This window comes from Franzmannia qiaohouensis, assembly GCF_031451695.1.
Taxonomy (GTDB): Bacteria; Pseudomonadota; Gammaproteobacteria; order Pseudomonadales; family Halomonadaceae; genus Franzmannia; species Franzmannia qiaohouensis.
In genome coordinates this window covers 244,292-269,295 of record NZ_JARWAM010000006.1, presented here as the reverse complement: position 1 = coordinate 269,295, position 25,004 = coordinate 244,292, and the positions used below count along the sequence as shown (strand labels likewise).

Genomic DNA, 25,004 nt, shown 5'->3' with positions numbered 1-25,004 from the left:
CCCGGGTGGCGCTGATTATCACTTGCCTGGAGGAACCCATGGCCCACGCCACCGGACTGCAATTCACCCTGGCCCTGGCCAGTGACGACGCCCTCGACCTGGCGGTGATCGACTTCACCCTCGAGGAGTCGCTCTCGGCGCCGTTCCGCCTCGCGGTCGAGTTCGCCAGCCGCGACCCCGACCTCAGCCCCGAGGCCTTCCTCGACCGCGAGCTGACGTTGACGATCTGGCAGGACGGCGAACCGCTGCGCCGCATCCACGGCATCGCCGCCGAGTTCAGCCGCGGCGACCGCGGCCACCGCCGCACCTTCTACTCGCTGGTGATCCGCCCGGCGCTGTGGCGCCTCTCGCTGCGCCACAACTCGCGCATCTTCCAGCAGGTCTCGCCGCTGACCATCATCAACACCCTGTGCGAGGAGCGCGGCATCACCGACGTCGCCTTCGCCGTCACCCGCGAGCCCGAAGAGCGCGAGTACTGCGTGCAGTACCGCGAGACCGACCTGGCCTTTCTCCAGCGCCTGGCCGCCGAAGAGGGGCTGTTTTACTTCCACGAGTTTTTCGAAAAAGGCGAGGATGAGGTCGGCGGCGCCCACCGCCTGGTGTTCGCCGACGACCCGCAGATGCTGACCCAACTGGGCGAGCGCAGCTACCACAGCCGCGCCGGCGGCACCCCGCCGACCCGCCATGTGCGCAGGCTCCGCCAGGTCGCCCGGGTCGCCCCGGCCAGCGCCACCCTCAAGGACTACTCCTTCACGCAGCCGGCCTATTCACAGCTCCACGAGCACGTGGCCGGGGGCCTCGAGGAACATGCACAAAGAGACGACTACGAGCACTACGACTACCCCGGGCGCTACAAGCACGACGCCTCCGGCGAGCCCTTCACCCGCATCCGCCTCGACGCGCTGCGCCGCGACGCCGCCACCGCCGAGGCCGAGAGCGACCTGCCCGAGCTCGCCCCCGGCAGCCGCTTCACGCTGAGCGACCACGACGCCGACAGCCTCAACTGCGACTGGCAGGTGGTGCGCGTCATCCACCGCGGCGAACAGCCCCAGGCGCTGGAAGAGGACGGCGTCACCTCTTCCGACGTTGCCGGAATGACGCGTTATTACAACCAGATCGTGCTCACCCCCGGCGACGCCGCCTGGCGCCCCGAACCTGACCCCAAGCCCCGCGTCGACGGCCCCCAGGTCGCCTTCGTGGTCGGCCCCGAGGGCGAAGAGATCCACTGCGACGAACACGGCCGGGTCAAGGTGCAGTTCCCCTGGGACCGCTACGCCGAACCGGATGACACTGCTAGCTGCTGGATCCGCGTCGCCCAGGGCTGGGCCGGCGGCGGCTACGGCAGCATCGCCATCCCGCGGATCGGCCATGAGGTGATCGTCAGCTTCCTGGAGGGCGACCCGGATCAGCCGCTGATCACCGGGCGCACCTACCACGCGGTCAATACCGCGCCCTATACGCTGCCCGAGCACAAGACGCGCACCGTGATCCGCACCCAGAGTCACCAAGGTGACGGCTTCAACGAACTGCGCTTCGAGGACCAGGCCGACCAGGAGCAGATCTGGTTGCACGCCCAGAAGGACCTGGAACTGCTCACCAACAACGACCGCACCGAGGCCGTCGGCAACGACAGCTACCTCAGCGTGCGTAACGACCGCATCAGTGAGATCGACAGCGACGATCACCACACCGTCCACGGCCAGCGCCATGAGCACACCGAAGGCAGCCAGCACCTGATCGTCCAGGGCACGTTGCACGTCAAGGCCGGCCAGGCCTGGCTCACCGAAAGCGGCCGCGAACTGCATATCAAGGCCGGCCACAAGGTCGTGCTCGACGCCGGCAGCGAACTCACCCTCAACGCCGGCGGCAGCTTCCTCAAGCTCGACGGCGGCGGCGTGACCATCAGCGGCCCCAGCGTCAAGATCAACGCCGGCGGCAGCCCCGGCTCGGGCAGCGGCCAAGCCGCCGAAGCGCCGCTGCTGCCGGGAAGAGCGGTGGCGGAGGTGCATGAGGCGATACCGCCCACCTCGCTACCCAAGCTCAAGGACTTCCAACTGAGCGAGGCCGCCCTGATGCCGCTGTGCGGCAAGATCAACGACACCCAATGCAGCCGCGAGGACTGTCCATGTCTGGCTGGCTGACGCAACTCCCCGAACGCACGCGAGGGACGGGAGAACTGGCGTCCTGGGTCGACGCTCAGCGGCCCGTCTATCTGGTCCTCGACCAGCGTCGTTACCCCGAGGCCAGCGCTGACCTGCTAGGGAAACCGGGCAAGTACGACTTCGTCACGCTCTTCGCCACCACGCCGTTGGCGCCGCTGATCGACGCCAGCCCCTGGCTCATCGAACTCGAAGTTGGCAGCGAGGCCTGGCAGTACGGCGAGGCGCTATGCCGAGAGCAGCGCTTGGGCTGGAGCTTCCAACCGGCGCATAACACCCGGCTGGACGACCTGGTCGATCATCTGCGCCGCCTGTTCGTGCTTGACGATCCCCACGGCGGCCAGTCGCTGATCAATATCCAGGACCCCGCCGCCTGGACGGCGCTATTGGCGACGCTTCCCGGCACGTCGCTGCCAGCGTGGCTTGCCCCCTTAGGTCGAGTCTTTACACCGATACCGCAGCGGCACTGGCTCGCTTGGCACGAGGTAGCTGAAAGTGAGGTTGCGCACGAGATCTTGCCGCTGACCCGAGAGGGAGAGGCTGCCCTGCGTGCGGCCCCCGGCGCTTGGTGGCTGAGCCGAACCACGGAGACGCCGCTGTACGAACTGCCAGAGGCGTGGCTGGCGCGGCTTGCACGGTTGAATCGCGCCGGGATAACCCGTGCCGATCACTTGCGACGCCTGCTAGAGATGATCTGCCAGCCCGATGACCTCCTCCCCTCGGCGGTCGAGCAGACGCTTGTCGCGTCGCTTCCCCCGCGTAAGAAAGTCCATGCCTTGGAGAGCCTGACATGAGTGCAGGATCACGTATCCCCACCCCGGACGATCCCATCATGATCGGTGTGTACGTCGCGCCTGATGAAGAGGGCGGCAACGTCGAATCCGCTTGTCAGCATGTCTGCGAAGAGCAGTGCTGGGCCGATATTCTCTACCTGCCGGGGACCCACACGTTCTGGCTGCTGACCAAGGATGTCTCCGATACGTTGCTAGAGGCTGCCGAACAGCTTAAGACGTGGACGCAAGAAGAGGATGCCGGCGAGCGGCTGCGGCTGCTCAATGAAGAGGCGGGGCTGATGGAGTGCCTGCTGCCGACCAGAGCCGAGAATTTCCTCGACGATGCCGAGCGGGCACGTTTCCAAGAGTGCTTCGAGCGGCTGGTGGAGATCACAGCGGCTGAAGAATCGACGTTGGAAGAGCGTATCGCACATCAGCGCACGCTCATGCAGCAGCTATGGCGCCACTCGGCGCCAGTGGCGCTGAGCCGTTGGATCAGTCGGCGCATCAGTCCCGAGGCATATGACCTGGAGGAAGAGCTCCGGCGCCTTTATCGCCAGGGCCTGAATCGTGCACAGGAAGCGGGCTATCACCTTGAGGGCGAGCGCTATTACGGCCCCTGGGAAGCCGAAATCGAGCGTGCGCTGGAAACCTATCGGACGTGCCGAGCCGAGGCGCAGCGGCAGTACCACTTCAACCCAGGGAGCGGCGGTGAGCCCACGCCTTTCTCGTTGCAAGAGGTGCTCGCCGAGTATCAAACCTTCATTGAATTATGCGAATCCAACCCTCCCGAAGAAGCGGCGCAGGCGTGCGGTTTTGTCGGCCATGTTCAGGAGCTCGCGGCGCAACAGGAGAGTAAGTATAAGGACTACTTGGACAGCATACTGACGCTGGCTTCCCTGGGGGTGGCGACACCAGAGCTGGCGTTGTCGCCGCCGGGGTCTATGGAAGAAGGGGTCGAGGCTTTCGATGACTACTGCCGTGCGCTCAAGGAGGGCGTCGAGTTACACCAAGCGGTGGAAGAGAAGCTCAGCGAATGGGAGTCCGGTACCGCTGGGCATGCCCAACTGCCGATCTTTCTGTTCGAGGATGAGCGCCGTCAGTACGAAGCGTTGCAAGAGTCGCTGGCCGATCTCTTCAAGCAAGCCGATCAGGCCGTCAATAAGATGACGCCTGGTCGAGTGCTGATCTGGCATACCGATATCGACGATGACCGCCATGCCATGGGGTATCAGAAGCGCGAGATCGAGCTTCTGGTACGGCGTGACTTCCCGCTTCGTGAGTTCAGCTCACCGAAAGCAGAGCAATCGCTCAGCCATCTCAGCCTCTATCAACTGATCCCGGCCATGAGCGCCAGCGAGCGGCAGCGGCTCGATGCCGCCATCAATGCCGATGGCGTGCTCCCGGCCCATTTGTGGGAGGCGCCAGAAACGGCACTCTCACAGTGGTTGCAAGGACGCGGCTGTGAAGCGATAGAGCACCGTCCCGACTGGCACGATGAGTCGCTGGGATTCTTTCAGCCCGAGCGCTTCTTCGCCTATCTCGAGGAACAGGGCCACGAGGTGGAATCCCTTGACGACGCGAGCAAGGAGGCATGGGGGAAGGCGTTGCAGAAGCTCCTGTTCATGGGGCCGAGCCGAGAGCAGCTCCGGCTCTTTGACGCCAGTGCCCAGGCCCAGATGATGCGACTGGTAGGTATGGCCCGCTATGACCTCAATGAAGAACGTGACGAGGGCGACCGCGATACCCCTTGGGAGGTCGTCGCTCAGCAGCCGACGCTGACGTTCTTCGATGCCGACGTTGAAATGAGCAGCGGCGGTAGTAGCGATCTGAGCACTACGCGGCGCGATGAGCTGGCCATCAAGCACACCCCTGATGGCGATTGGCAGTTCGATGACGGTGACCCCAACAGTACCTCGGCTGATGTCACCTACCGCTGGGAAGCCAAGGGCACCTTTAGCCTCGCCCGTGGCGAGCTACCGTTGGGCCGTTTGGTGCTGCCCCGGGAAGAACAGGCGCGCTCGGTGATGGCGACCCTCTCAGAGCGTAATGAAGAGCGTGACCTGGGCCGTTATGCCTTGGTGCTGGATGCCGTCGCCAAGGGCTTTGCCGGCGCCAGCCTGGCGCTTGCTGCCGAGACGGGCTTCTCCCTGGACGACGATGGACTTAGCATCACCGGGGTCGACTGGGCAAAAAGGGAAGCCGAAGGCCCAACCTTGGAAGCCTTTGCCGGCGCGCGGCTAGGCATCGAAAGCCGCTGTGCCTTGAGCTGGGAGCCTCCCGAGAACCTGCAGCGTATCCTACCCAGCCGCGCCGCACTCTCCGATATGGACATGCAGCGTGCCAGCCAGTCACTGACGGGGTGGCGAGCCCTCGGCACGGCCACCCTGGGGGGCGAGGTTGCTGCAGGCTTGGGGGGCAAGCTTGGCCTCGCGCTGGGCATCCAGAACGGCAAGTTCGTGCTGCGCGTGGCGGCGCGTGTCGTGATCGGCAAAGGGGCTGGCGGCAGCCTCTCCGTCGAGCTGGATGTCGACAGCCTCGACCTATGGCTGGCCATGCTCCACCGCGCCATGGTGGACAACAACTACGTCAAGCCCGAGTGGATCGACGAAGAGGCTTATGAAAGCATGAGCTTGCTTGGCTATCTGGCTACCACCACTCTGCTCAATGTCGGCCTTCTCGCCGCCCGCGGCAAGGCTGGTATCGAGCGGCTGTACAGCGCCATGACCGGCGGGCAGAATGCGGGGCCGATTGCGTATGTCATTACCAACGACCCGCGACAAGATCAAATGCGTAACTGGGTGCAGCAGTTAACGCCGGAGGCATTAGGTGCACTGCTTTACCTGCTTATCAGTACGCCACGAGAATTTGACGTCGAAGAGGTGGGCAGAGGCCGAGGTCGTAGTGCCAGCGGACCCTTCAGTGCCGAGGAAGCACTGGACTTTCAGCAAATCGCCATATCTAAATGCTTGGGCTGGATCGTGGAAGGGGTAACTATGAATGTTTATGGCCCACTGTGCTACCTAAGCCGTGAGACTCCGACCCCGGCACAATACTTGTTCACCAAAGCAGTGGTTAGGATGACCGCTGATGGCCAGCCACCTCACAATTATCCAGGTACAGCTTATGATAACCATAAATACGACTTGGATCAGTTTATGCGTAGGGAGTCAGGTATCATAAATGACTCTGTTGTTGAATCAAAGGAAAACTACGATCGCTATTCTAAGGGCCTAGGTACACCAATTTGTGCGCGTTAAGATAATTGATATATCAAGGAAAATAATGATGCGACTCATAACATGGATAATGCTGGCTACTTTGTTGATTTCGCCGCTGGCAATCCCTACGTCCTTAGCCTTGGATGATAAGGCCAAAGCAGCTAAGGAAGAAGGAATGCGGCTGTGGGGTATACATCAGTGGGAAACAATGCAGCCTCCGCTTGAAATTGCTGCTGATAGCGGCGACGTAGAGTCAATGTACTACCTTGGCGAGGCGAATCGGTTACTAAGTCGTGGTCTTTCGCAGGCTGCACTGGAGTGGTATCACAAGGCCGCACAGCATGGCGACCCCTATGCCATGCTACGGCTATTCGATGGCGGTGCCTGTGAGCTTGGTGATGTATGCCCAGCGAATGGCGATGACTGGCCCCAGGCCGCCCTCGAAATGACGCTGCCCAAGGCAGAAGCGGGCGATGCCGAGGCCATGGGTGCGCTGTACGATATTTATTACTACGTTGAAGATCCCGACGAAGAAAAAGCCATGGAATGGCTAGTGCGCTCTGCCGAGGCGGGCAACGTTGAGTCCATGAACTGGTTGGGCCGATTAGCGCGTAACGATGAAGAGAAGTACGACAGCGACACCGAGCGCTTGGAAGCTGCGGAGTCGTGGTTTCGTATGGCGGCGGAAGCAGGCTATGCGCCTGCTATGAATAACCTTGCGTCGATATTAACCAACCTTGAGCTTTATGAAGAAGCGTGGAAATGGATAATTAATGCATCTGAGGCTGGGCATATCAATGGACGTCGCTGGGTGGCAGCATGCCATATTGTACCTGAAGCTAAAGGGCGGAGTTTATGTCAAGGTGCTCCTGAGGCAACGCCAGCCATAGGGTGGGGTGTCATGCTCGCTATTAATGAGGAAGTTCCGGCGGCGTACTCTGCTACGACTATTGAAAGATATAAAGAAAAGCTCACACCCGAACAGCGCGAAGAGGGTGAGGCCATGATGGACGAATGGCTTAACCGCGAGCCTCCGCTTTCCTACTTCCCCGAAAAATTTGGACCCTGATGTTTTTACCTATGCGATCAATCACCAAGAGCATGATGGCGGGGCTGACGTTAACAACGCTAATGTTGTCTTCAGCTTGGGCGCTGGATGAAGAGGCTCAAACTGCCAAGGAGGCAGGGGTACGACTATATAGTGCCCATCAGTATGAAGCTAGTATTCCCTATTTAGAAGCTGCAGCCGAAGCCGGCGATGTAGACTCGATGTATTATCTTGGAGAAGCTACTAGGGGGGAGACTTCTCTAGATTGGTATCACCGCGCCGCTCAGCATGGTGACCCATACGCGATGCTCCGCTTACGATCGAGCGGTGCCTGCGAAAGGAAGGACATCTGCCCAGCTAATGGTGAGGATTGGGGTGAAGCAGCCCTTCATGCCGCCCTGCCCATGGCCGAGTCAGGAGATGCCGACGCTATGTTTGCACTCTATCCAGTGTACGCCACCCTTGGATACCCCTCGGCCCCTCTGAAATGGCTGAAGCAAGCGGCTGAAGAGGGGAATGTGGAAGCACAGCACAGGTTGGGGCAGCGAATACAAGATGATCGGACTGCCTATTCAGATGAAACTGAACGTCTGGAGGCTGCAGAGCCGTGGTTTCGAAGGGCTGCAGAAGCTGGTTATCCACGAGCTATGAGCGCTCTTGCACGTCTCTTGAACGAACAAGGTCATTATGATGAGTCTTGGGAGTGGATGCTGAAGGCTTCTGAGGGAGGGCATATTAACGCCAGGCAGTGGCTTGCCTATTGCTACATAGAGCCGGACGAAGAGAATAACGGTATGTGCCAAGTGGAGAAAGAGCCTGGAAAGGGCTGGGCCATACTCTTGGCAGTTAATGAGGAAGCGCCGAATATGCACGTCGAAAGTGCGCTGAGATATTACGGTGACAGTGATGATGTGACTGTGGAACATCGTGAAGAAGGTGAGCACATGATGGAGGAGTGGCTCAATCGCGAACCACCTCTCTCCTATTTTCCAATGAAGTTTTTTGGGCCTCATGGACGTTAATGTCATGGCGATGATTTTTGTTATGCAAGTAACTACTAAGTTGATGTGAATCGGAGTGGTTGTTGATGGAAAATTCTAGTTCATACAGGGCTAAGTCAGTTAATAGACTGGCGCAGCGCTATATGAATTCTTATCAGTGTGTTTTTATATAGCAAAGCCATGCCGGGGTGTCGCCCTAGCCAGGAAAATACTAAATATGTTCACGTCAAGGAGTGATTATATGAAAGGCGCAGGAAAATTTATCTCCGTGCTGTTATTTGTTTTTATTTTAGTAGGGTGTTCAAAGGAGGAGCGTGAGGCAAGCAGCCTTTATGAGGCTTTGCTGGAGGATATAGCAGAAATTGATGCGCTCAGCTCTGATGCTTCTATTAGTGATAAATTGACTGCTTATAGCAAAGCTAGACACAAGATAGAGACCATCCGTACGAGATATGCGGACACCAAAAAGGGAGATGAGCTCCAAGGAAATGCTGTCTTAGCATCTTCTCAGTCTGTTGAAGATATACTTTTAAAGGCAGATGCTGTTGAAGATGAAGCCTCTGAGCTTCTTTCTGAAAATCAGGCTGAATTTATCGTCGTCAGTACAATTCCCATTCCAGAGGTAAGGAATTCGCGTTTGGAGAGTCATGGGATTTCGTTAGCGAGGCAAGGGGATATTGAAGAAGCAAAGGCTGTCGTTCCACATCTCATTAATTCACTGAGCATGGGCATCGTCCAGCTCGAGATCGCCAAAGCATATCAGCAGAATGGTGATCTAGAAGAAGCAATGCGTCTTTCCTTGAGAGCCAATGATACAATTTCTCAGTACGATTTCGATGAGGACATCTGTAGTACAGAAAATTGTGATAATGAAGAGACAAGAAAAAGACTGGTGGAAACTGAGCTTCGCATGGTGAGAACTGACCTCTACTCTTCATGATAAAATATGAATCGCCCCGGGTTGCATAGACATTTCCAGGCCCAGTACTGAAGGCATCGCCAGGCACCATACCTCAGTCCCTGGAAGGGGAGACGGCCAGCCCTGTATCAAGAGCGTCAGCCTGTGCGATAAAGTCTTGCGGACGACGTTTCTGAAAGGTGTTCAGGTTGGCGAGTTTCCAGCGCAGGGCCGGCAACTGCTCGGCATGCGGACATTGCAGCAATGACCAGTCGGTTGCACCAGGGACAGCCCGCTCAGGAACTGCCGGTGAGCATCACTCAGCCGTAGCGCCAGTTCATTCCGCAGCCGGGCATGGCCTTCATGGCGAAGATGTTGTTGCCGTACACTTCTGGAGCGATGCTTAACAGCAGGCGAACGGTGTCGGCGTAATGTTTATCCATGAGGGTTCAGACTCAGTAAGGTGCCGTCATCGAGGCGACTCATCCAGCGCTTGTTGCTGCCGGTGCGTACCGGATACTGCTCCAGCAGCGCATCGGCGTCGGCCACACCAGTCTCCCGTGCCCAAGTCAGGAATAGGCGCACGGCTTTGACGCTGGTGCAGCAGGCCAGCAGGCGCCCGAGTACATCCTTACGCGGCGATCGCAGGCCGTCGAACAGGTTGCGGGCCTCTTCGAGGCTTTCCCGGGTGCCAGTCTCGTAGAGCAGTTCCAGAACGGCACGCTCCGGTACGGCTACCTGTAGTCCTGCCGCCTGTCCCGGTGGTGTGTGCAGAGTCTTGTCGGCGAGCGCATCATCGGGCCAATCGAACAGCCTGGCGTTGACGTACCGTGCCGGGAACCGCTTAGTGAACCAGGCTGGCAGTGTAAAACGGGCGTCACCCCAGAGCACCAAGGTCTCCCGGGAGGCCAGGTTGTGTCGCACCCCCTGCATCGCCAAAGCGCTCTTGCCCCCCACATGCAGGCCGGCGACCCTCTCCTGCAGGAATCGCAGGGCCCCGCTGACGTCGAAGTCGTCATTCGGGAAGGCATAGACGCCATGCGCCAGGCGCACTAGCCAGCCGCTCTCCGCGTAGCGGGCGGCCAACTGGGGCGACACGCCGAAGGATTCGAGCATGGCGAGGTCGAACGGCGCCCCACGGGGGAGTTCCGTCAACAAACGCTTGATTACCTGATGCCTGGTATTTCTACTCATGGTTTAAATATAGTGCAGTAACTAATCATGCGCTACGCAGAGACAGAGAAATGCATGGAAATTATCCTCATGATTGAATTTGGCGTATAAATCTAATCAAGCGCGACCCCCAAGGCAGGCATCGCGCAGCGAGACATGCCATATTACTGGCCACGCCTCCCAGCATTGACACCCGGCGCCCCTCGGCGGCATGATTCTGTGATGATCCGATTTCAACCGACACGCCGTATTCGCCAGTGGTGGCGCTCCTGATCAGGGGCGGCACGCTGACGAGTGAACAATGCCGCCGTCAGGGCGGCATTTTTGTGTCTGCTGACTCCCTGCACGGCTGGCGCGGCCCCTAAGAACACTGGGTAACGGCGCCGATTAGCGATAGCACACATCATAGGGAACACAGAGTCATGGCCATGTCCGTGCTGATGATCGATAACTACGACAGCTTCACCTACAACGTGGTGCAGTATCTGGCCGAGCTGGGGGCCGAGGTGCACACTTTCCGCAACGACGCCATCACCATTGACGAGATCGAGGCGCTGGCGCCAAGCCATCTGGTGGTCTCTCCCGGCCCGTGCACGCCCAACGAGGCGGGCATCTCGATGGCCGCCATTGAGCACTTTGCCGGCAAGCTGCCGATACTGGGCATCTGCCTGGGCCACCAGGCCATCGGCCAGGTCTACGGCGGCGAGGTGGTACGTGCCCCCCAGGTGATGCACGGCAAGACCTCCAGGGTGCGCCACGGCGGCCATGGTGTGTTCGCCGGCCTCGAGGACCCGCTGGAGGTAACCCGCTATCATTCCCTGGTAGTGGCCGCCGAGACCCTGCCCGAGTGCCTGGAAGTGACCGCCTGGGTGGATGACAGCGACGTCACCCCTGGCTTGATCATGGGCCTGCGCCACAAGACACTGGACATCGAAGGGGTGCAGTTCCACCCCGAGTCGATCCTGACGCGCCAGGGGCACGAGCTCCTGCAGAACTTTCTTTCACGTCGCGCCTAACGGAGACAGCCCCATGCAGATGCGAGAGGCCATCGACGCCGTGATGCGCGGCCAGAGCCTGACGTTCGACCAGACCCACGCGGTAATGCGCACCATCATGACCGGCGAGGCCACCGACGCCCAGATCGGCGGCTTCCTGATCGCGCTCTCGATGAAAGGCGAGAGCGCCGAGGAGATCAGCGCCGCCGCCCAGGTCATGCGCGAGCTGATGACCCCGGTGAGCGTGCACGGCGAGAACGTCGTCGACATCGTCGGCACCGGCGGCGACGGCGCCAACCTGTTCAACGTCTCCACCGCCTCCAGCTTCGTCGCCGCGGCGGGCGGCGCCCATGTCGCCAAGCACGGCAACCGCAGCGTCTCTTCCTCCTCCGGCAGCGCCGACCTGTTCGCCGTGGCCGGCATCAAGATCGAGCTCGACGCCGAGCAGGTGGCGCGCTGCATCGACCAGGTCGGGGTCGGCTTCATGTTCGCGCCGATGCACCACCAGGCCATGCGCCACGCCATCGGCCCGCGCCGCGAGATGGGCGTGCGTACCCTGTTCAACATCCTCGGCCCGCTGACCAACCCGGCCGGCGCTCCCAACCAGCTGCTCGGTGTCTACGACCCCAAGCTGGTGCGGCTGATGGCCGAGGTGCTCAAGCGCCTGGGTAGCCGCCATGTGATGGTGGTCCACGCCGAAGATGGCCTCGACGAGATCTCGCTGGCCGCGCCGACCCGGGTCGCCGAGCTCAAGGAGGGCGAGATCGTCGAGTACACCATCGCCCCCGAGGACTTCGGCATCGAGCGCCAAGCGCTGACGCCGCTCAAGGTGGTCACCGCCGAAGACAGCCTGCGCCTGGTGCACGAGGCCCTGGCCGGCGACGGCCCCGCGGCGGATATCGTCGCCCTCAATGCCGGCGCCGCCCTTTACGTATCCGGCATTGCCGATACCCTGAAGGAAGGGGTGGCCATGGCCCAGGACGCCCAGGCCTCCGGGCTGCCGCGGGAAAAGATGAAAGAACTGGCCGACTTCACCCGGGTGTTTGCCGACTGACGGCACCCTGCAATGCTGCTACGGGGACATAGCGACATGACAACCACACAGGGCATGCCCACCATCCTCGCGCAGATCCTGGCGCGCAAGGACGAAGAAGTACACGAGCGCAGCCTGGCGGTGACCGAGACCGACCTGCTGGCCCTGGCGCGCCAGCAGAGCGCGCCGCGCGGCTTTATCAAGGCGCTGGACGAACGCATCGAGGCCGGCGACCCGGCAGTGATCGCCGAGATCAAGAAGGCCTCGCCCTCCAAGGGCGTGATGCGTGAAGACTTCCGCCCCGGCGAGATCGCCACCAGCTACCAGGCCGGCGGTGCCGCCTGCCTCTCGGTGCTCACCGACGCCGACTTCTTCCAGGGCCACGAAGACTTCCTGATCGAAGCCCGTGAAGCCTGCGACCTGCCGGTGATCCGCAAGGACTTCATCACCCACGGCTACCAGGTCAGCGAAGCCCGCGCCATCGGCGCCGACTGCATCCTGCTGATCGTCGCCGCGCTGGACGACGCGCGTATGCTCGACCTCTACCAGCAGGCCGAAGCACTGGGCATGGACGTGCTGGTGGAAGTGCACGACCAGCGCGAACTCGAGCGCGCCCTGCGCCTGGAGCTCTCGCTGGTGGGCATCAACAACCGCGACCTGCACACCTTCGACACCCGCCTGGAGACCACCTTCGAGCTGCTGTCGCAAATCCCCGAAGGCGTTACCGTGATTACCGAGTCCGGCATCCACACCCGCGACGACGTACTGCGCATGCGCGAGCACGACGTGCACGGCTTCCTGGTCGGCGAAGCCTTCATGCGCGAAGAGGACCCCGGCGAAGCCCTGCGGCGGCTGTTCTTCTAAACCGGAAACCAACCAGCAGCACCAACAACGGGCAGCCCAGGCTGCCCGATGTGCGTTATGGGAGGAGGGCGCGCCTAGCGCGACGTTACGCGAACCTTGGCCGACAGCCAGGCGCCTTCTGCGCATTTCATGCGCTTCGCCTCGATGCTGCCGTTGACCCGTGCACTGGGCAGCAGGATGGCCTGGTCGGTAGCCACCAGCAGGCCCTCGACGCGCCCGGCAACGCTGATCAGCCGAGCCTCGATGCGGCGGGAGACGCCCCCCGTCTCGGTGATGGTGACAGGCTGCTCCGGCGCCTCGACGTCGCCTTCGATGGTACCGTGGATCACCAACGGCTGGCGGGCGCGCACCTTGCCTGCAATGCGCAGGGTCTCGCCGATCAGGCTGCCGTCGGGTGCTGACAAGCGCTGGGTGGGTGCCACCAGGGGCACCGTCGGCAAGCTAACCTTGGCGGGTTGTTCGGCCCGGAGCGACGGCGTGGCGGGCTCCTGGGGCGGGGCGAGTTGATGCTGGGGGGAAGCGTGCACGGGAGAGGCCTGGTTGGCCACGGCACGCTTGCGCATACGCCGCTTGCCATCCAGCATGATCAGGATGAGCGCCACTACGCCCGCGATGAATAACGCGTCTCCGCCCCCCATAGCTGCCCCTTGATAGAAGTAAGATGCCCAGCGTCAGTATAGGCGGCTCGCGCGAGGGGCAGAAAACACGACTAACGGCCATTTTCAAGGGCTACTCTTGCCTTTGCTCTTACCCTGATGCGGCAATACTCCTAGCATCGCATTGTTCCCCCTTACGCTACCCGGAGCCTTTCCCTATGTTCAGCAAGCACAAGCCCACCAGTGTTCCTGCCGATCATACGGGGTCGCCTCCCGCTTCCTCATACACGGCCCCAAGCAGGGACGAGCCGCGCAGCGGTAACGGGCGCCCGGCCACCATCGGCGCCCATACCAGCATCGAAGGCAGCGTCGTCGGTGAGGAGGAGCTGATCATCGACGGCCAGGTAGTCGGCACGGTGGAGTTCAAGCGCAACACCGTCAGCATCGGCAACGACGGCCGCGTAGAGGGCGATATCGTCGCACAGACGCTAAACGTGGCCGGCAGCGTAGAAGGGCGCCTGATCGCCTCGCACAAGATCACCGTTCACCACACCGCGCAGATCACCGGCACCATCATCACCCCCTGCCTGGTGCTCGAGGACGGCGCCGTCTTCCAAGGCAACATCGATATGGACGCCGAGAACGACGTCCTGCGCTCCGCCTTCGGCGGCAGCGTCAGCAAGCCGGCGCCCCAGCCTTACGCCCAACACGACGCCGAGCCCACAATCGACGATGACGACGCCGACGAATCCGCCGAAGCGGAAACACAGCGCGAAGAGAACACCTGAGCCAACCAACGGCTACAGCGCCACTAGCACCACAAACAACGGGCAGCCAAGGCTGCCCGTTTCCGTGCAAGTAAGCCATTACTTACCCATCACTAACCCAGTGCAAAGCCACGAACTGCGTTGATAAGTGGCGCCTGATTCGTTTTGCCGGCAAGAGCCATCCCGCCTAGTATGAATCCCTAAGGCCGCTGAGACGGCTGTAGAAAAATGCGTACGTACGGGACTATCGCATCAACGCGATATGCATTCTCGGGGCGGTAGCGTGCCTAACGATTGCCCATCGACAGGGAGATGGCATTGATCACCGGCATTAACCACGTCACCTTGGCCGTCAGCGATCTCGAGCGTGCATTCGCCTTCTATACCGAGGTGCTAGGCCTCAAGCCCATCGCTAAATGGACGCGTGGCGCCTACCTGCAAGCCGGCGACGACTGGATCTGCCTCTCGCTTGATGCCGAAGCACGCAGTGCTCCCCATCCTGATTACACCCACCTGGCCTTTTCCGTACCCAGCCAAGCCTTCAACGACACGGCTGACGCCATCCGTGCCTGCAACGCCACCATTTGGAAGCACAACCGCAGCGAAGGGGATTCCCTCTACTTCCTAGACCCCGATGGGCACAAGCTGGAGATCCACTCCGGTGACCTTAAAAGCCGCTTGGCGGCGCTCAGGGAACAGCCCTATGACGGGCTGAAGTGGTTTGTTCAACAGCAAAAGGATGATTGAAACCGGCAAATGCAGCGCGCTCGCGACTTCTGCATAAGTTGCCGAGCTATACTTAGTTTCTTTAGGTATCAATGGGTTAGGTGCAAAGAAAGCAGGCTAGATAAGATTGTTGAACACGCCGGCGCGTTCAAGATAATGAACGAGCGTGCTATCCAATACCTGTTATTTGCGCGATAGCGAGCGAGATCCAATATCAGCCTAGTACATGAAGCAAAAAAATGCTGTATATCCAAGGGTCATCACCTAATGTAGTGGGTGCTGGTTCCATCTGGCCTTCCGTTCTACCACCATAGTCCCTGTCATGATCACACTGTGATGGGGAGACCATGGATCAGAACCAGCTCTACGAACGTATTCTCGGCCTTTCTACCCCGTGGTTCGTCAGCGATGTGGACCTTGATGAGATCAGTGGTTTGGTCGAGGTGCAGGTCGAGTGCGATACCTCTGCGAATCTGTGCTGTCCCCAGTGTGATAAGCCCGCTCCACGTTACGACAAGCGACGCCGCCAGTGGCGTCATCTCGACACCTGTCAGTTCCAGACCAAGGTGGTGGCGGATGTGCCTCGTGTCCGCTGTCCAGAGCATGGCTGTCTGACGATCCAGGTGCCCTGGGCAGAAGGCAACAGTCGCTACACCGCGCTCTTTGAGGCCCTGGTGATTCAATGGCTGAAGGAAGCATCGATCCAGGCTGTCAGTCGGCAACTGCAACTGGGCTGGACGGCCATTGACGGCATCATGAAGCGGGCAGTTCGGAGAGGCCTGGCGGCAAGGACATCCCCGGATGTGCGCTTTCTATCAGTGGATGAAACCGCCTTCCGTAAGGGCCACGACTACGTCACCATCCTCTCGAATCACCAAGGGCGGGTAATTGTCGTCGAAGATGGCAAGTCTGCCGACAGTCTGTCGCGATGCTATTTGTCGCTCACGAAAGCGCAACGCGCCAGTATCGAATCCGTCTCAATGGACATGAGCCCTGCCTATCGCAAGGCCACGTTCGTTCATGTTGAGAAGGCGCGCCGCAAGATTGCCTTCGACCACTTTCATATCGCCCAGACCCTGAACGATGCGCTTAATGCGACGCGTAAGTCCGAACTCCATTCGGTAGACGCCTCTCTGCGCCGGACAGCCCATCAGTCGCGCTACTCTTGGCTGAAGCGCCGAGACAGGCTCGATGAGCGAGAGCGCGCCACTCTCAATTGGCTATCGAGCCAGTTCTCGAATACCACGATCGCGTGGTACCTCAAGGAAAAAGCGCGGAACATCTGGAAAGGTAACCGCGTGCGTGGTGCCCGAGCCGCTTGGCAAGAGTGGATTCGGTTGGCCAAGGCGTCTGATATTCGGCCGGTGGTGACCGCTGCCGAGCAAGTGGAAGAGAAACTTTGGGGCATTCTCAACGCCATGCGGCTGAAGGCTTCCAACGGACTGGCCGAGGCACTGAACGGCAGGATCCGGGGCCTGCGAGTCAGGGCTAAGGGATACCGCAGCAAAGAGCGCTTCAAAACGGCGATCCTGTTTCATTTCGGCGGGCTGGAAATGACTCCTAACCCACTGAAATAAGGGAAGAGCCATATCCAAACAGTATATTGAGGCTGGCTGATATGAGAACAAAGTATAGGAAATGAAATTGACAGACCTCTGCCTATCATCAAACCTTAAGACCAAGCGGTCGCCGGTAAGCAAGTCGTGATTTGCTGTACAGGACGACCGCTTGGTCTTAAGGCAGAGAAGAGGCCAGCAATTGCTCCTTCCCCTCGCTCGCTTTCGGCTAGCTGCCGGCGCATCCATTTTCGGTTGCAAATGTCAGTGCAGCGCCATCAGCAAATAACAAGGTGGTAGTGTCGGACGATTCCACATTTGTCACACTGCTTGCAGAGCAAGCAGTCCGCCAAATGCGGCCTCGCCGCACACCACGACGTTATGTGTCAGGGAGTAGTCAATGACCGAAGAAGTAGAAAAAGAATACGGAGCACTTTTAGTCGACACCTCAATATTTGATGGAAATGGTTTGCGACTTGAAAAAGGGCTACTAGGTAAACTATCTCAGTTTAAAAAAAGTCCTATTGAATACCTCTTTCCTGATGTGATTAAAAATGAGGTCAAAAGCCACCTCGAAAGTAAGATTAAAGTATCAAAAGCTGCTTTAGAAAAAGCCTTGAATGATGCTGGGGACCACCTGTTTTTTGAAGGTAGCGAGCTAAATCCTGCTAAACAGGTACTTATAGACAGCAAAGAAATCGAAGGTCTTGCTGAGAGCAGAGTTGAAAAATTTATAGATTCTACAGGAGCATTGGTATTAGATAGTGGCGATTACGTATCGGTGTCAGATCTTCTTACGGAATATTTCTCAAATAAGCCACCATTCGCCGAGACTGGGAAAAAGAAGAATGAATTTCCAGATGCCATCGTGCTTATGGCTGTTGAGGAATGGGCCGATGAAAATGACATTGACGTATTAGCAGTAGCCAAAGATGGAGACTGGAAAAGTTACTGTGAATCATCGGATCGAATAGATTATCAAGAAGACCTGTCGAAAGGCCTATCCAGCTTTAACAGGACTAATGCTCCGTACGCGCTATTAGCTAACCTAGAAAAAGCCCTAAACGAAGGTACTGCTGATACTTTCCTGTCATCAATTGAATCAGGGCTGGAGTCTGTTTTTGATGGTTTTACCCCTGATCAAGACGCTGATTCACACCTATATTGGGAGCCTGAAGGCTGTCACGGGTGGTTTAAAGAGTTTGAGCTTTTGGATAAAGAGTTCCGGATAATTGATAAAGATGAAGATTGGGTTGTATTGGAAGCGTTAGCAAATATCACTGTAGAGGCGGAGGGTGAATTCTCTCTTTCAGTCTATGACTCGATAGATCGTGATCATGTCTATATGGGCGGTATTACCGCAACGGCAGTTGAAGAATTTCAGTCAGAAATACTTATTACGATATCTGGTGATCTTGATGGCCCAATCGGCGATCTTACGGTGGATGAAATTGAGGTTGTAAGTCCTATTGGAGCAATTGATTTCGGAACGATTGAACCCGATTATAGTGAATACGACTAGAGCACATAACAAGGCGCTGCTACGGAAAATTTGGTCGCTGGCGCTCCCAAATTACCGCAGAGCGCGGCGTTAGCTCAGGAAACTCAAATGGACGCAAACGATATACTTAAGGCCATCAGCAAGAACCTGTCGGAACGTAAAAGTGCCGCTGCCCTCAGCAATTACGAGGTTCTGTGCAACAATATTGGGCATCTCAACCGGAGTCTTGAGGAATCGCTTTCACAACTTGTAGGCATTTTGGAGACCGTTGCTGCCGAATTCTCGAATGAGAGTCGCCTCGCCGCTGAATACCAACACGGGGAAGCGAAAGCGCCGTTTACGGCAGTCATTCCCACGATTCTTCGGAATAGCCTTTCTATCCTTCGAAAGTTCGTCCAACAAGCCTCCCCCGATGACCGGAATGGTGTGACGGTTGATACTGTTGGCCAATTACGAAGAAGTTTCGATGACTACAATGAGTTGGCGACCACAACGCGTCAGCTTGTCGACAGCCTCGTATCTGATGGGTATCAAATGCTGAAGCTTGAGGCTGAGGAGCTGAACTACCATGTTTTGGTATCGCTCAATAGCTTTGACAGGTTCGCGACGCGATCGATTCGCCAAGCACTTTTCAACCAAGAGGTGGAAGACACGTTGAACGAGTTCCGCCAGCTCTCGTTTTCGCAATGGAAGAACTCAGCGATCACGAGGTGTCAACAGCCGACCTTCGCCAATAAGGTAGATTACATCCTTGGGATAGTCGGTCCAGCCAGCAACCCCAATCTTTCCGACACCCTTAAGAACCTGTTCAAGTTCTCATCGGAGTTTACGCACATTGGCTATGTATCAACGTTCTTTACCTCTGGTCAGGAGAGCGAGGTCATTTTCGGAGACGATCAAGGTCCGTATCTGCCTAGCACCGAAAACTTCAGTGAACTTAAGTATGAGATGCTTGATGCGATTATCCAGTTGCTTAGTGACGTGTATTTGCCGTGCCTCGTAAGAGCATTGCAGGGGATCTTGGTGCCGGATGCAGCAGACCCTCTGCGGCAGGCGCTCGAAGACATCAGTAACGCACAGAAGCAAGCATTGGCGTCAAGGAACTGCGAATACTACTTCTTTGTAAAGTCCGGTCTGATCGGATCGGAACAATCGTTGCCATTGACCTGTCGGTGTGGGCAAACGCGCAACTGGAAACCTCCCCACAATACGAGCGATCTCTTTTGCAGATCATGTGGGAGTAGTTTCCGTTTATTGGAGATCGAAGGTGACGGCGGATATGTCTTCACGAGTGAAGGCCCAATTAAGATAGTTGGTTGCAATGTGCCGGACTTTAATGACCTTCCACTTGAGGAGCAAAGAAAAATGCTGGCCAAAATGAATGAGGTCATTAGAACTCAAAACAGGAGCTAACCAACACATGCACTCGGACAGCAAAAAGCGTCGCTCGTTCCTCGCTCTGCTTTTTGCTGCCGGTGATGCTGAGCTTAGCTGGCTGTGTCATTCAACCAATAGGTAAAGAAAAATGGATATCGTGAATCTACTGACTTTTATTTTTGTGGCAACTTTACTAGTGATTTCACCAGGCCCAAATGGTGTTGGTGGCTAAGACTGTACCCATATCTGGGCGTAAGGCTGGATTTGCTAATGTATGGGGATTTGTTGCGGCATTTTATGTTCATGGGACTTTGTCCATATTGGGTATATCGGTTCTTCTCGTGCAGTCAGCTCACGCGTTTCTTGTTTTCAAACTGTTGGGGGCCGGTTATCTTTTTTGGATAGGGGCTAAGTCTCTATTGTCTGTTTGGAAAGCGAGGCAAAGTGTGCCAGTGGCATCTGTTCAAGAAAGTAAAAAGGTCATATCCATTCGCGGAGCATTCGTTGAAGGATTTCTCACTAACGTGTTGAACCCCAAAGTATCTATGTTTTACTTAGCGGCTTTTCCACAGTTCTTATCCATTGGCGAGAGTGCTTCTCAAGCATACTTTTTAGTTTCTGCACATGCAGCTATCAATTTAGTTTGGTTTTCTGCCATGGTCTTATTGCTGTCTAAATTGAGAGGGCTTGCAAGTAGCGTTGGCTTCACTAAGTGGTTAAAGTCAGTAACTGGGGTCGTTTTTATTGGTTTTGGTGCAAAGTTGGCTTTTTTAAAGCCTTAGAATAATTGCTAACAAAGCATTGCAGCGGACAAGCCGCTGAATGCGGCGTTAGGCTTACAGGAGTATAGATGAACGACGATGAACTTTTACAGCTCCTTCCTCTGAAGCGTACGTGGCTTGACGATATCGTTGGAGTTTTTCTGAAGCGCCCAAATGGTGTCGCGGAAATCGACGCTGTGGTGGCATCGCTACTAAAGACCGACCGCAACATGGGTGCCGAGGGCGAGGCGACCGTAACTAGGACAATCAATAACTTCTGCATTAACGCGGGTGATGAAGAGGGGAAGGTACGACACCCAATTTTCGAACGCATCGGTCCAGCGCAATACCGGCTTCTTACATTCCCGAACGCACCGGACCTTATTGAAGTTCAGAAGATACAGTTCGCTGAACACGCGTATCAGCGCCTTTGGGAGTTCTTTGTCAGTCATGCCAAGAAGAAGCCCAAGTGGAACGAGCTTACAAAGCGTCAGCAGCTAGAAGCGTTTGCGAGAAATCTCAAGGAAAACGAACAGTTGCAGAAGTTGCTGGAAGCATACGGGGGGCAACCTCCCCTTGCCGTCTAATCGCAAAGGCCTAACCATCGGCTCCAAGCGACCCGGGAAAGCGGCGCGGCCACTTTCCCGGGCGCCTGAGCCGTGCCGGTTATGCCGCTGTAGTGCTCTACAGCGGCGTAGCATGAAGAAAGTTCGTGAAGTTGAAATTTCCAGATGCTGTGTTAGGTCACAACATTGAAGCCGTAATCAGGTATCTATTGGATATGCCATGACAGACTCCGTTTCCGACAAATACGCAGCCAGCGAACAGGGCTTAGGATACATCTATCAGCCACGCCTCGCACTTCTCCGCTTGCTAGATTTGCCGGAGGCCACCGCTGTTTTACTGGAAAAAGACGACGATCTAGATTTCGTTGACAAGGATGGTATCAAGTCCCTTGCATCGCTCAAGCACAAGGCTGCTGGTGACCGTTTAACCGACTTGTCAATAGACTTTTGGAAGTCTATTCGCATTTGGTTGGCACGGTACAAGCGTGATGGTGGTAGCGCATGTAATCTGCGATTTTTCTTATTAACGACGAGCAAGGTATCCGATACATCATTCCTTAGGGGATTCCTGCCAGATTGGAGTAGCAGTGGCAATGAGGGTAAGACATTACTTGAGCAGGCTGAAGAAGCCCTCAACAAGTCTAAGGCTGTCTCTATTCAATCTATTGCTAATGAATTCAACGAACTGACGCTCACGGAAAAGCAGGATTTTTTAGATCGTATTTTGATTCTCGATAGTAGTCCCCGGATTGAGGACATCCCGGAAATCATTAAAGAAAAACATTTGCGCGTTATCAGACGTGAGCACCGGAATGCGGTGTTCGAGAGGCTTGAGGGGTGGTGGAACGACGAGGTTATTAAGCAGCTGACATGCAGTCGGGACGAAGAGATATTTGGGTTCGAAGTGTCGGACAAACTCTACGCCATTTCCGAGGAATACAGGTCGGACAATCTTCCTATCACTTTTCGCGGGATTAAGCCTGAAGGTGAGATCGATACTGAAGAAGATCCTCGTAACTTCGTCGTGCAACTACGTGAGATTGGGGTGTCCTCCAACCGAATCCGAAATGCTATCTTGGATTACTATCGGGCGTTCGAGCAACGATCAGAGTGGGCACGTGAAAACCTAATGTTGGAAGGAGAAATCGAAGACTACGAAGACCGTCTTGTTGATGAATGGAGTCGCTACAGGGACGTCGTATTCGAAGGTCTGGATGAGACCGCCGCCGAGGAGATTCTTCAACAAGCCGGCAAAGAGCTTTATAACTGGGCGGACATGCAGAGTGGGAACATAGAATCTTTACGCATCCGTGCAAGGGTGACCGAGCCATATGTCACCCGAGGCTCTTTTCACATACTGGCTGATGGCACACCTGAACCCAGGGTCTATTGGCATCCTTGTTTCCTTGACCGCCTTAACATGGCCCTTGAGGTATCGAAGTGAAACGCTGGGAACAACGCCCATTCGAAATACGGACCCTGTTCAATCCTGCCTTCTGCGGCCTGATCCTGTTTCGCGCCCTGCAGGGTTACGAGGAGGAAGATCCCCGCGGTATGCCCTTCTCACTGAGCTTACTTGTTCTTCCACTTTGCCTGCAAAAGGATTCGCGCGAAGTAATCGCTGCCGGTTCTCGGAGCTACCTCCTGAAAATTATGGAGAAAAACCCAAAAATTCAGGTGGGCTTTTCCGACAGGGCCACAACGATGATCCCGTACGCGTTCGAAGGCTTCGACTTATTGATGGAACGAGGCTGTATCTCGCTATCAGCTGATGGGCGCCTTCAGACGGTTTCAGGCAAAGTTAAAAAGTCAGTAACGGGAACACAGGAAACAAAGTCTTGCCAGCGCGTGGCGCGCTACCTCGGGAAGGAGTTCGCGCGTATCGCCGACCGAGTAACAGTTTATACGGCTTTTGGAATACGCCCATGAAGATTAAGTCTATCCACATATACAGTCATGAAGGAAAGCGCCGTGATCTGCAGTTCAAGGTTGATGGCCTCAATGTCATTACTGGGAGGTCTTCCACCGGTAAGTCGGCCCTCTCTGATATCATTGAATATTGCATGGGCCGATCCACGTTCAATGTCCCGGAAGGTATCATCCGCGACAAGGTTGCATGGTACGCTGTCATCTATCAGTTCGACCGTGAACAAGTTCTAGTTGCGAAGACAACTCCACCTAGTGGTGGGGCAAGTTGCAGTACAACAATGCTTCGCAGGGGCACAAATCTGCAGGCCCCACCATTCAAAGAGTTAGTAATAAACTCGAACGACGAAGCAGTAACCGCACTTCTCTCACGGCTTCTTGGAATTCCCGAAAACCGTACCGATGTTGCTATTGAGCACAGCCGGGATAGATACGAAGCGCACATTAAACACACGTTCTATTACCTTTTCCAGAAGCAGGGTTTAGTAGCCAACAAGGATCAGCTTTTCAACTATCGCCAAGACGAGTATAACCCTGCACAGACTATCCGCGACACATTACCAATTCTTCTCGGGGTATCATCGGAGGATAGGTACAAACTTGAATCCAAGCTGCGTGTTGCAAAGCGGGACCTTAAGATCAATTCAAAAATGCTGCAACAAGCACGTGATACTGTTGACACGGCACAGGAGAAGGCAATTGGTCTTTACTCGGAGGCTAGGGCGGTTGGAGTGGTTGCCAGCATCGATGTTGACACTAATGAAGGCGGGATTATCGAAGCTTTGAGAAGTGCCCTCTCTTGGAAACCCGAGAAGATTCCAGAAGATGATGGCAACAGGGTTTCGCGTATTGAAGAGGAACTTAGCCAGCTGAGAAAGGATCGCCGCAAAGCACAGGCCAGGATTGACGCTGCACGACAATTCTCCAAACGTGCCGGTGGCTACGAGAGTGAAGCCACCGAGCAATTGGAGCGGTTGGCTTCAATCAAGGCGCTTCCCAGGGATTCAGAAACTGGTGAATGGCAGTGGCCATTTAGTGAGCGAAACCTTGAATTAGAAACACCTATCGCTACGGTTCTTCTACATGAGCTCCAATCACTTGACACCGAGCTGCGAATTGCTACCAGTCAGCGTCCCAAGCTAGATGCCTACTTATCTGACCTCGAAGGTAATGCTCAGGAAATTGCTGGTGCTATTAAAGAAAAAGAAGCTGAGATGGCCGCAGCGATCGCGGCTGACGAAGTGATTGCTCAGATGGGCGATCGTAACAATGCTGCTGCGCGCGTGGTCGGCCGCATCAGCCTTTTTTTAGAGAACCTTGCCCCGAATGAAGAGCTTGATAGGCTTGAGGCAGAAAACCGCCGCCTCAAGCTAAGGGTTGAAGGCTTAGAAGAGCGGATCGGTGCTGACGACAGCAACGAGAGGTTGATGTCGATATTGAACATCATTTCATCGCAGCTAACGCACTACATTCGACAGTTTGAGGCGGAGTTTCATGAGTACCCGGCACGATTCGACTTAGCGAACATTACGATAGTTTTCGACCGTCTTGAACGCTCGGTTCCGATGAATAGAACCGGTGGTGGCGAGAACCATTTGGCTTATCACCTGTCGGCACTACTTGCTCTCCATTTGTTTGCAGTCAAGAACAATCGGCCTATCCCGCAATTCCTACTGATCGATCAGCCAACCCAAGTCTATTTCCCGTCCGAACAGGTCTATCAAGATGCCGATGGATCAGTTCAAAAGACAGAGTCTGATGCAGATCTGGATGCAGTCCGACGATTGTTTGAACTGTTGCTCAAATTTACGCAGGAGGATGCCCCAGGTTTCCAACTGATTGTCACTGAGCACGCAAACCTTCGCGAGAAATGGTTTCAAGACTCGCTTGTTGAACAACCATGGACTAAACCACCGGCTTTGGTCCCGGAAGAATGGCCCTGAAGACTGTCTTCCAGTCCAGCACTGTGCTGTCTTCAGAACAGCTATTTTGCTTACAGTGGGATTCAGCGATCTTGGCATAACAATCGGCTGCACGGCGACCGATTGTCCGCCGCTTCGCGG

The 25,004-nt window shown here is 56.4% G+C and carries 22 protein-coding genes; 19 read left to right on the top strand and 3 right to left on the bottom strand.

Translation table 11 applies throughout. From position 1 onward, the window contains the following. Nucleotides 1-38 precede the first annotated feature (38 nt). The 6 genes from QC821_RS10400 to QC821_RS10375 all read left to right on the top strand — a co-directional run bounded on the left by QC821_RS10400 (nt 39) and on the right by QC821_RS10375 (nt 9,142). Nucleotides 39-2,141: a type VI secretion system Vgr family protein gene (locus QC821_RS10400; RefSeq protein ID WP_309720665.1), complete on the top strand. Its 2,103-nt coding sequence runs from the start codon at nt 39-41 to the stop codon at nt 2,139-2,141. Then, complete coding sequence (locus QC821_RS10395) at nt 2,126-2,953, top strand: DUF4123 domain-containing protein (RefSeq protein WP_309720662.1); 828 nt, start codon at nt 2,126-2,128, stop codon at nt 2,951-2,953. Before QC821_RS10400 ends, QC821_RS10395 begins: the two co-directional genes overlap by 16 nt. After that, nucleotides 2,950-6,192 (top strand): hypothetical protein, encoded by a 3,243-nt coding sequence (locus QC821_RS10390; protein ID WP_309720660.1) that lies wholly within the window; start codon nt 2,950-2,952, stop codon nt 6,190-6,192. The genes QC821_RS10395 and QC821_RS10390 overlap by 4 nt, the downstream gene beginning before the upstream one ends. Before the next feature lie 28 nt (nt 6,193-6,220). Beyond that, nucleotides 6,221-7,222: a tetratricopeptide repeat protein gene (locus tag QC821_RS10385; protein ID WP_309720658.1), complete on the top strand. Its 1,002-nt coding sequence runs from the start codon at nt 6,221-6,223 to the stop codon at nt 7,220-7,222. Then, nucleotides 7,222-8,223: a tetratricopeptide repeat protein gene (locus tag QC821_RS10380; RefSeq protein WP_309720655.1), complete on the top strand. Its 1,002-nt coding sequence runs from the start codon at nt 7,222-7,224 to the stop codon at nt 8,221-8,223. The genes QC821_RS10385 and QC821_RS10380 overlap by 1 nt, the downstream gene beginning before the upstream one ends. Nucleotides 8,224-8,443: 220 nt before the next feature. Continuing rightward, the gene (locus QC821_RS10375; RefSeq protein ID WP_309720653.1) at nt 8,444-9,142 is read left to right on the top strand and encodes a hypothetical protein; all 699 of its coding nucleotides are present in this window, start codon (nt 8,444-8,446) and stop codon (nt 9,140-9,142) included. 278 nt (nt 9,143-9,420) lie between these two features. Here the strand turns inward: QC821_RS10375 and QC821_RS10365 are convergent, their stop codons facing one another. After that, a complete protein-coding gene (locus tag QC821_RS10365) occupies nt 9,421-9,543 on the bottom strand; it encodes a hypothetical protein (RefSeq protein WP_309720652.1) in 123 nt (40 codons plus the stop codon). After that, nucleotides 9,536-10,294 carry a type IV toxin-antitoxin system AbiEi family antitoxin domain-containing protein gene (locus QC821_RS10360; RefSeq protein WP_309720649.1) on the bottom strand — a complete coding sequence of 253 codons (759 nt, stop codon included), beginning with the start codon at nt 10,292-10,294 and terminating at the stop codon, nt 9,536-9,538. The genes QC821_RS10365 and QC821_RS10360 overlap by 8 nt, the downstream gene beginning before the upstream one ends. A 407-nt stretch (nt 10,295-10,701) precedes the next feature. Between QC821_RS10360 and QC821_RS10355 the strand changes: the two genes are divergently transcribed. From QC821_RS10355 to trpC, 3 genes are read left to right on the top strand one after another with little or no spacing between them, the layout of a single operon-like run. Further along, nucleotides 10,702-11,289, top strand: a complete 588-nt coding sequence (locus QC821_RS10355; RefSeq protein ID WP_309720782.1) for an anthranilate synthase component II — start codon at nt 10,702-10,704, stop codon at nt 11,287-11,289. Nucleotides 11,290-11,302: 13 nt separating this feature from the next. Then, nucleotides 11,303-12,322, top strand: a complete 1,020-nt coding sequence (trpD, locus tag QC821_RS10350) for an anthranilate phosphoribosyltransferase (RefSeq protein ID WP_309720647.1) — start codon at nt 11,303-11,305, stop codon at nt 12,320-12,322. Between the two features lie 36 nt (nt 12,323-12,358). Beyond that, nucleotides 12,359-13,165 carry an indole-3-glycerol phosphate synthase TrpC gene (trpC, locus tag QC821_RS10345; protein WP_309720644.1) on the top strand — a complete coding sequence of 269 codons (807 nt, stop codon included), beginning with the start codon at nt 12,359-12,361 and terminating at the stop codon, nt 13,163-13,165. A gap of 74 nt (nt 13,166-13,239) precedes the next feature. Here trpC and QC821_RS10340 read toward each other — a convergent pair whose 3' ends face one another. Further along, entirely contained in the window at nt 13,240-13,767 is a 528-nt protein-coding gene (locus tag QC821_RS10340) for a bactofilin family protein (protein ID WP_309720641.1), read from the bottom strand. A gap of 212 nt (nt 13,768-13,979) precedes the next feature. Between QC821_RS10340 and QC821_RS10335 the strand changes: the two genes are divergently transcribed. The 10 genes from QC821_RS10335 (at nt 13,980) to QC821_RS10290 (ending at nt 24,884) form a co-directional block, all read left to right on the top strand. After that, nucleotides 13,980-14,549 (top strand): bactofilin family protein, encoded by a 570-nt coding sequence (locus QC821_RS10335; RefSeq protein WP_309720639.1) that lies wholly within the window; start codon nt 13,980-13,982, stop codon nt 14,547-14,549. 297 nt (nt 14,550-14,846) lie between these two features. After that, complete coding sequence (locus QC821_RS10330) at nt 14,847-15,275, top strand: fosfomycin resistance glutathione transferase (protein WP_309720778.1); 429 nt, start codon at nt 14,847-14,849, stop codon at nt 15,273-15,275. Between the two features lie 326 nt (nt 15,276-15,601). Continuing rightward, entirely contained in the window at nt 15,602-16,831 is a 1,230-nt protein-coding gene (locus QC821_RS10325; RefSeq protein WP_309720637.1) for an ISL3 family transposase, read from the top strand. Between the two features lie 379 nt (nt 16,832-17,210). Next, complete coding sequence (locus QC821_RS10320; RefSeq protein ID WP_309720634.1) at nt 17,211-18,332, top strand: PIN domain-containing protein; 1,122 nt, start codon at nt 17,211-17,213, stop codon at nt 18,330-18,332. Nucleotides 18,333-18,419: 87 nt separating this feature from the next. Then, entirely contained in the window at nt 18,420-19,724 is a 1,305-nt protein-coding gene (locus QC821_RS10315) for a hypothetical protein (protein WP_309720631.1), read from the top strand. A 188-nt stretch (nt 19,725-19,912) separates the two neighbouring features. Further along, complete coding sequence (locus tag QC821_RS10310; RefSeq protein WP_309720628.1) at nt 19,913-20,470, top strand: LysE family translocator; 558 nt, start codon at nt 19,913-19,915, stop codon at nt 20,468-20,470. A 68-nt stretch (nt 20,471-20,538) separates the two neighbouring features. After that, a complete protein-coding gene (locus QC821_RS10305) occupies nt 20,539-21,036 on the top strand; it encodes a hypothetical protein (protein ID WP_309720625.1) in 498 nt (165 codons plus the stop codon). Nucleotides 21,037-21,235: 199 nt separating this feature from the next. After that, nucleotides 21,236-22,459, top strand: a complete 1,224-nt coding sequence (locus tag QC821_RS10300; RefSeq protein WP_309720622.1) for an ABC-three component system protein — start codon at nt 21,236-21,238, stop codon at nt 22,457-22,459. Next, nucleotides 22,456-22,944 (top strand): three component ABC system middle component, encoded by a 489-nt coding sequence (locus QC821_RS10295; protein WP_309720619.1) that lies wholly within the window; start codon nt 22,456-22,458, stop codon nt 22,942-22,944. Before QC821_RS10300 ends, QC821_RS10295 begins: the two co-directional genes overlap by 4 nt. Further along, the gene (locus QC821_RS10290) at nt 22,941-24,884 is read left to right on the top strand and encodes a DUF3732 domain-containing protein (protein ID WP_309720616.1); all 1,944 of its coding nucleotides are present in this window, start codon (nt 22,941-22,943) and stop codon (nt 24,882-24,884) included. Before QC821_RS10295 ends, QC821_RS10290 begins: the two co-directional genes overlap by 4 nt. Nucleotides 24,885-25,004: the final 120 nt, after the last annotated feature.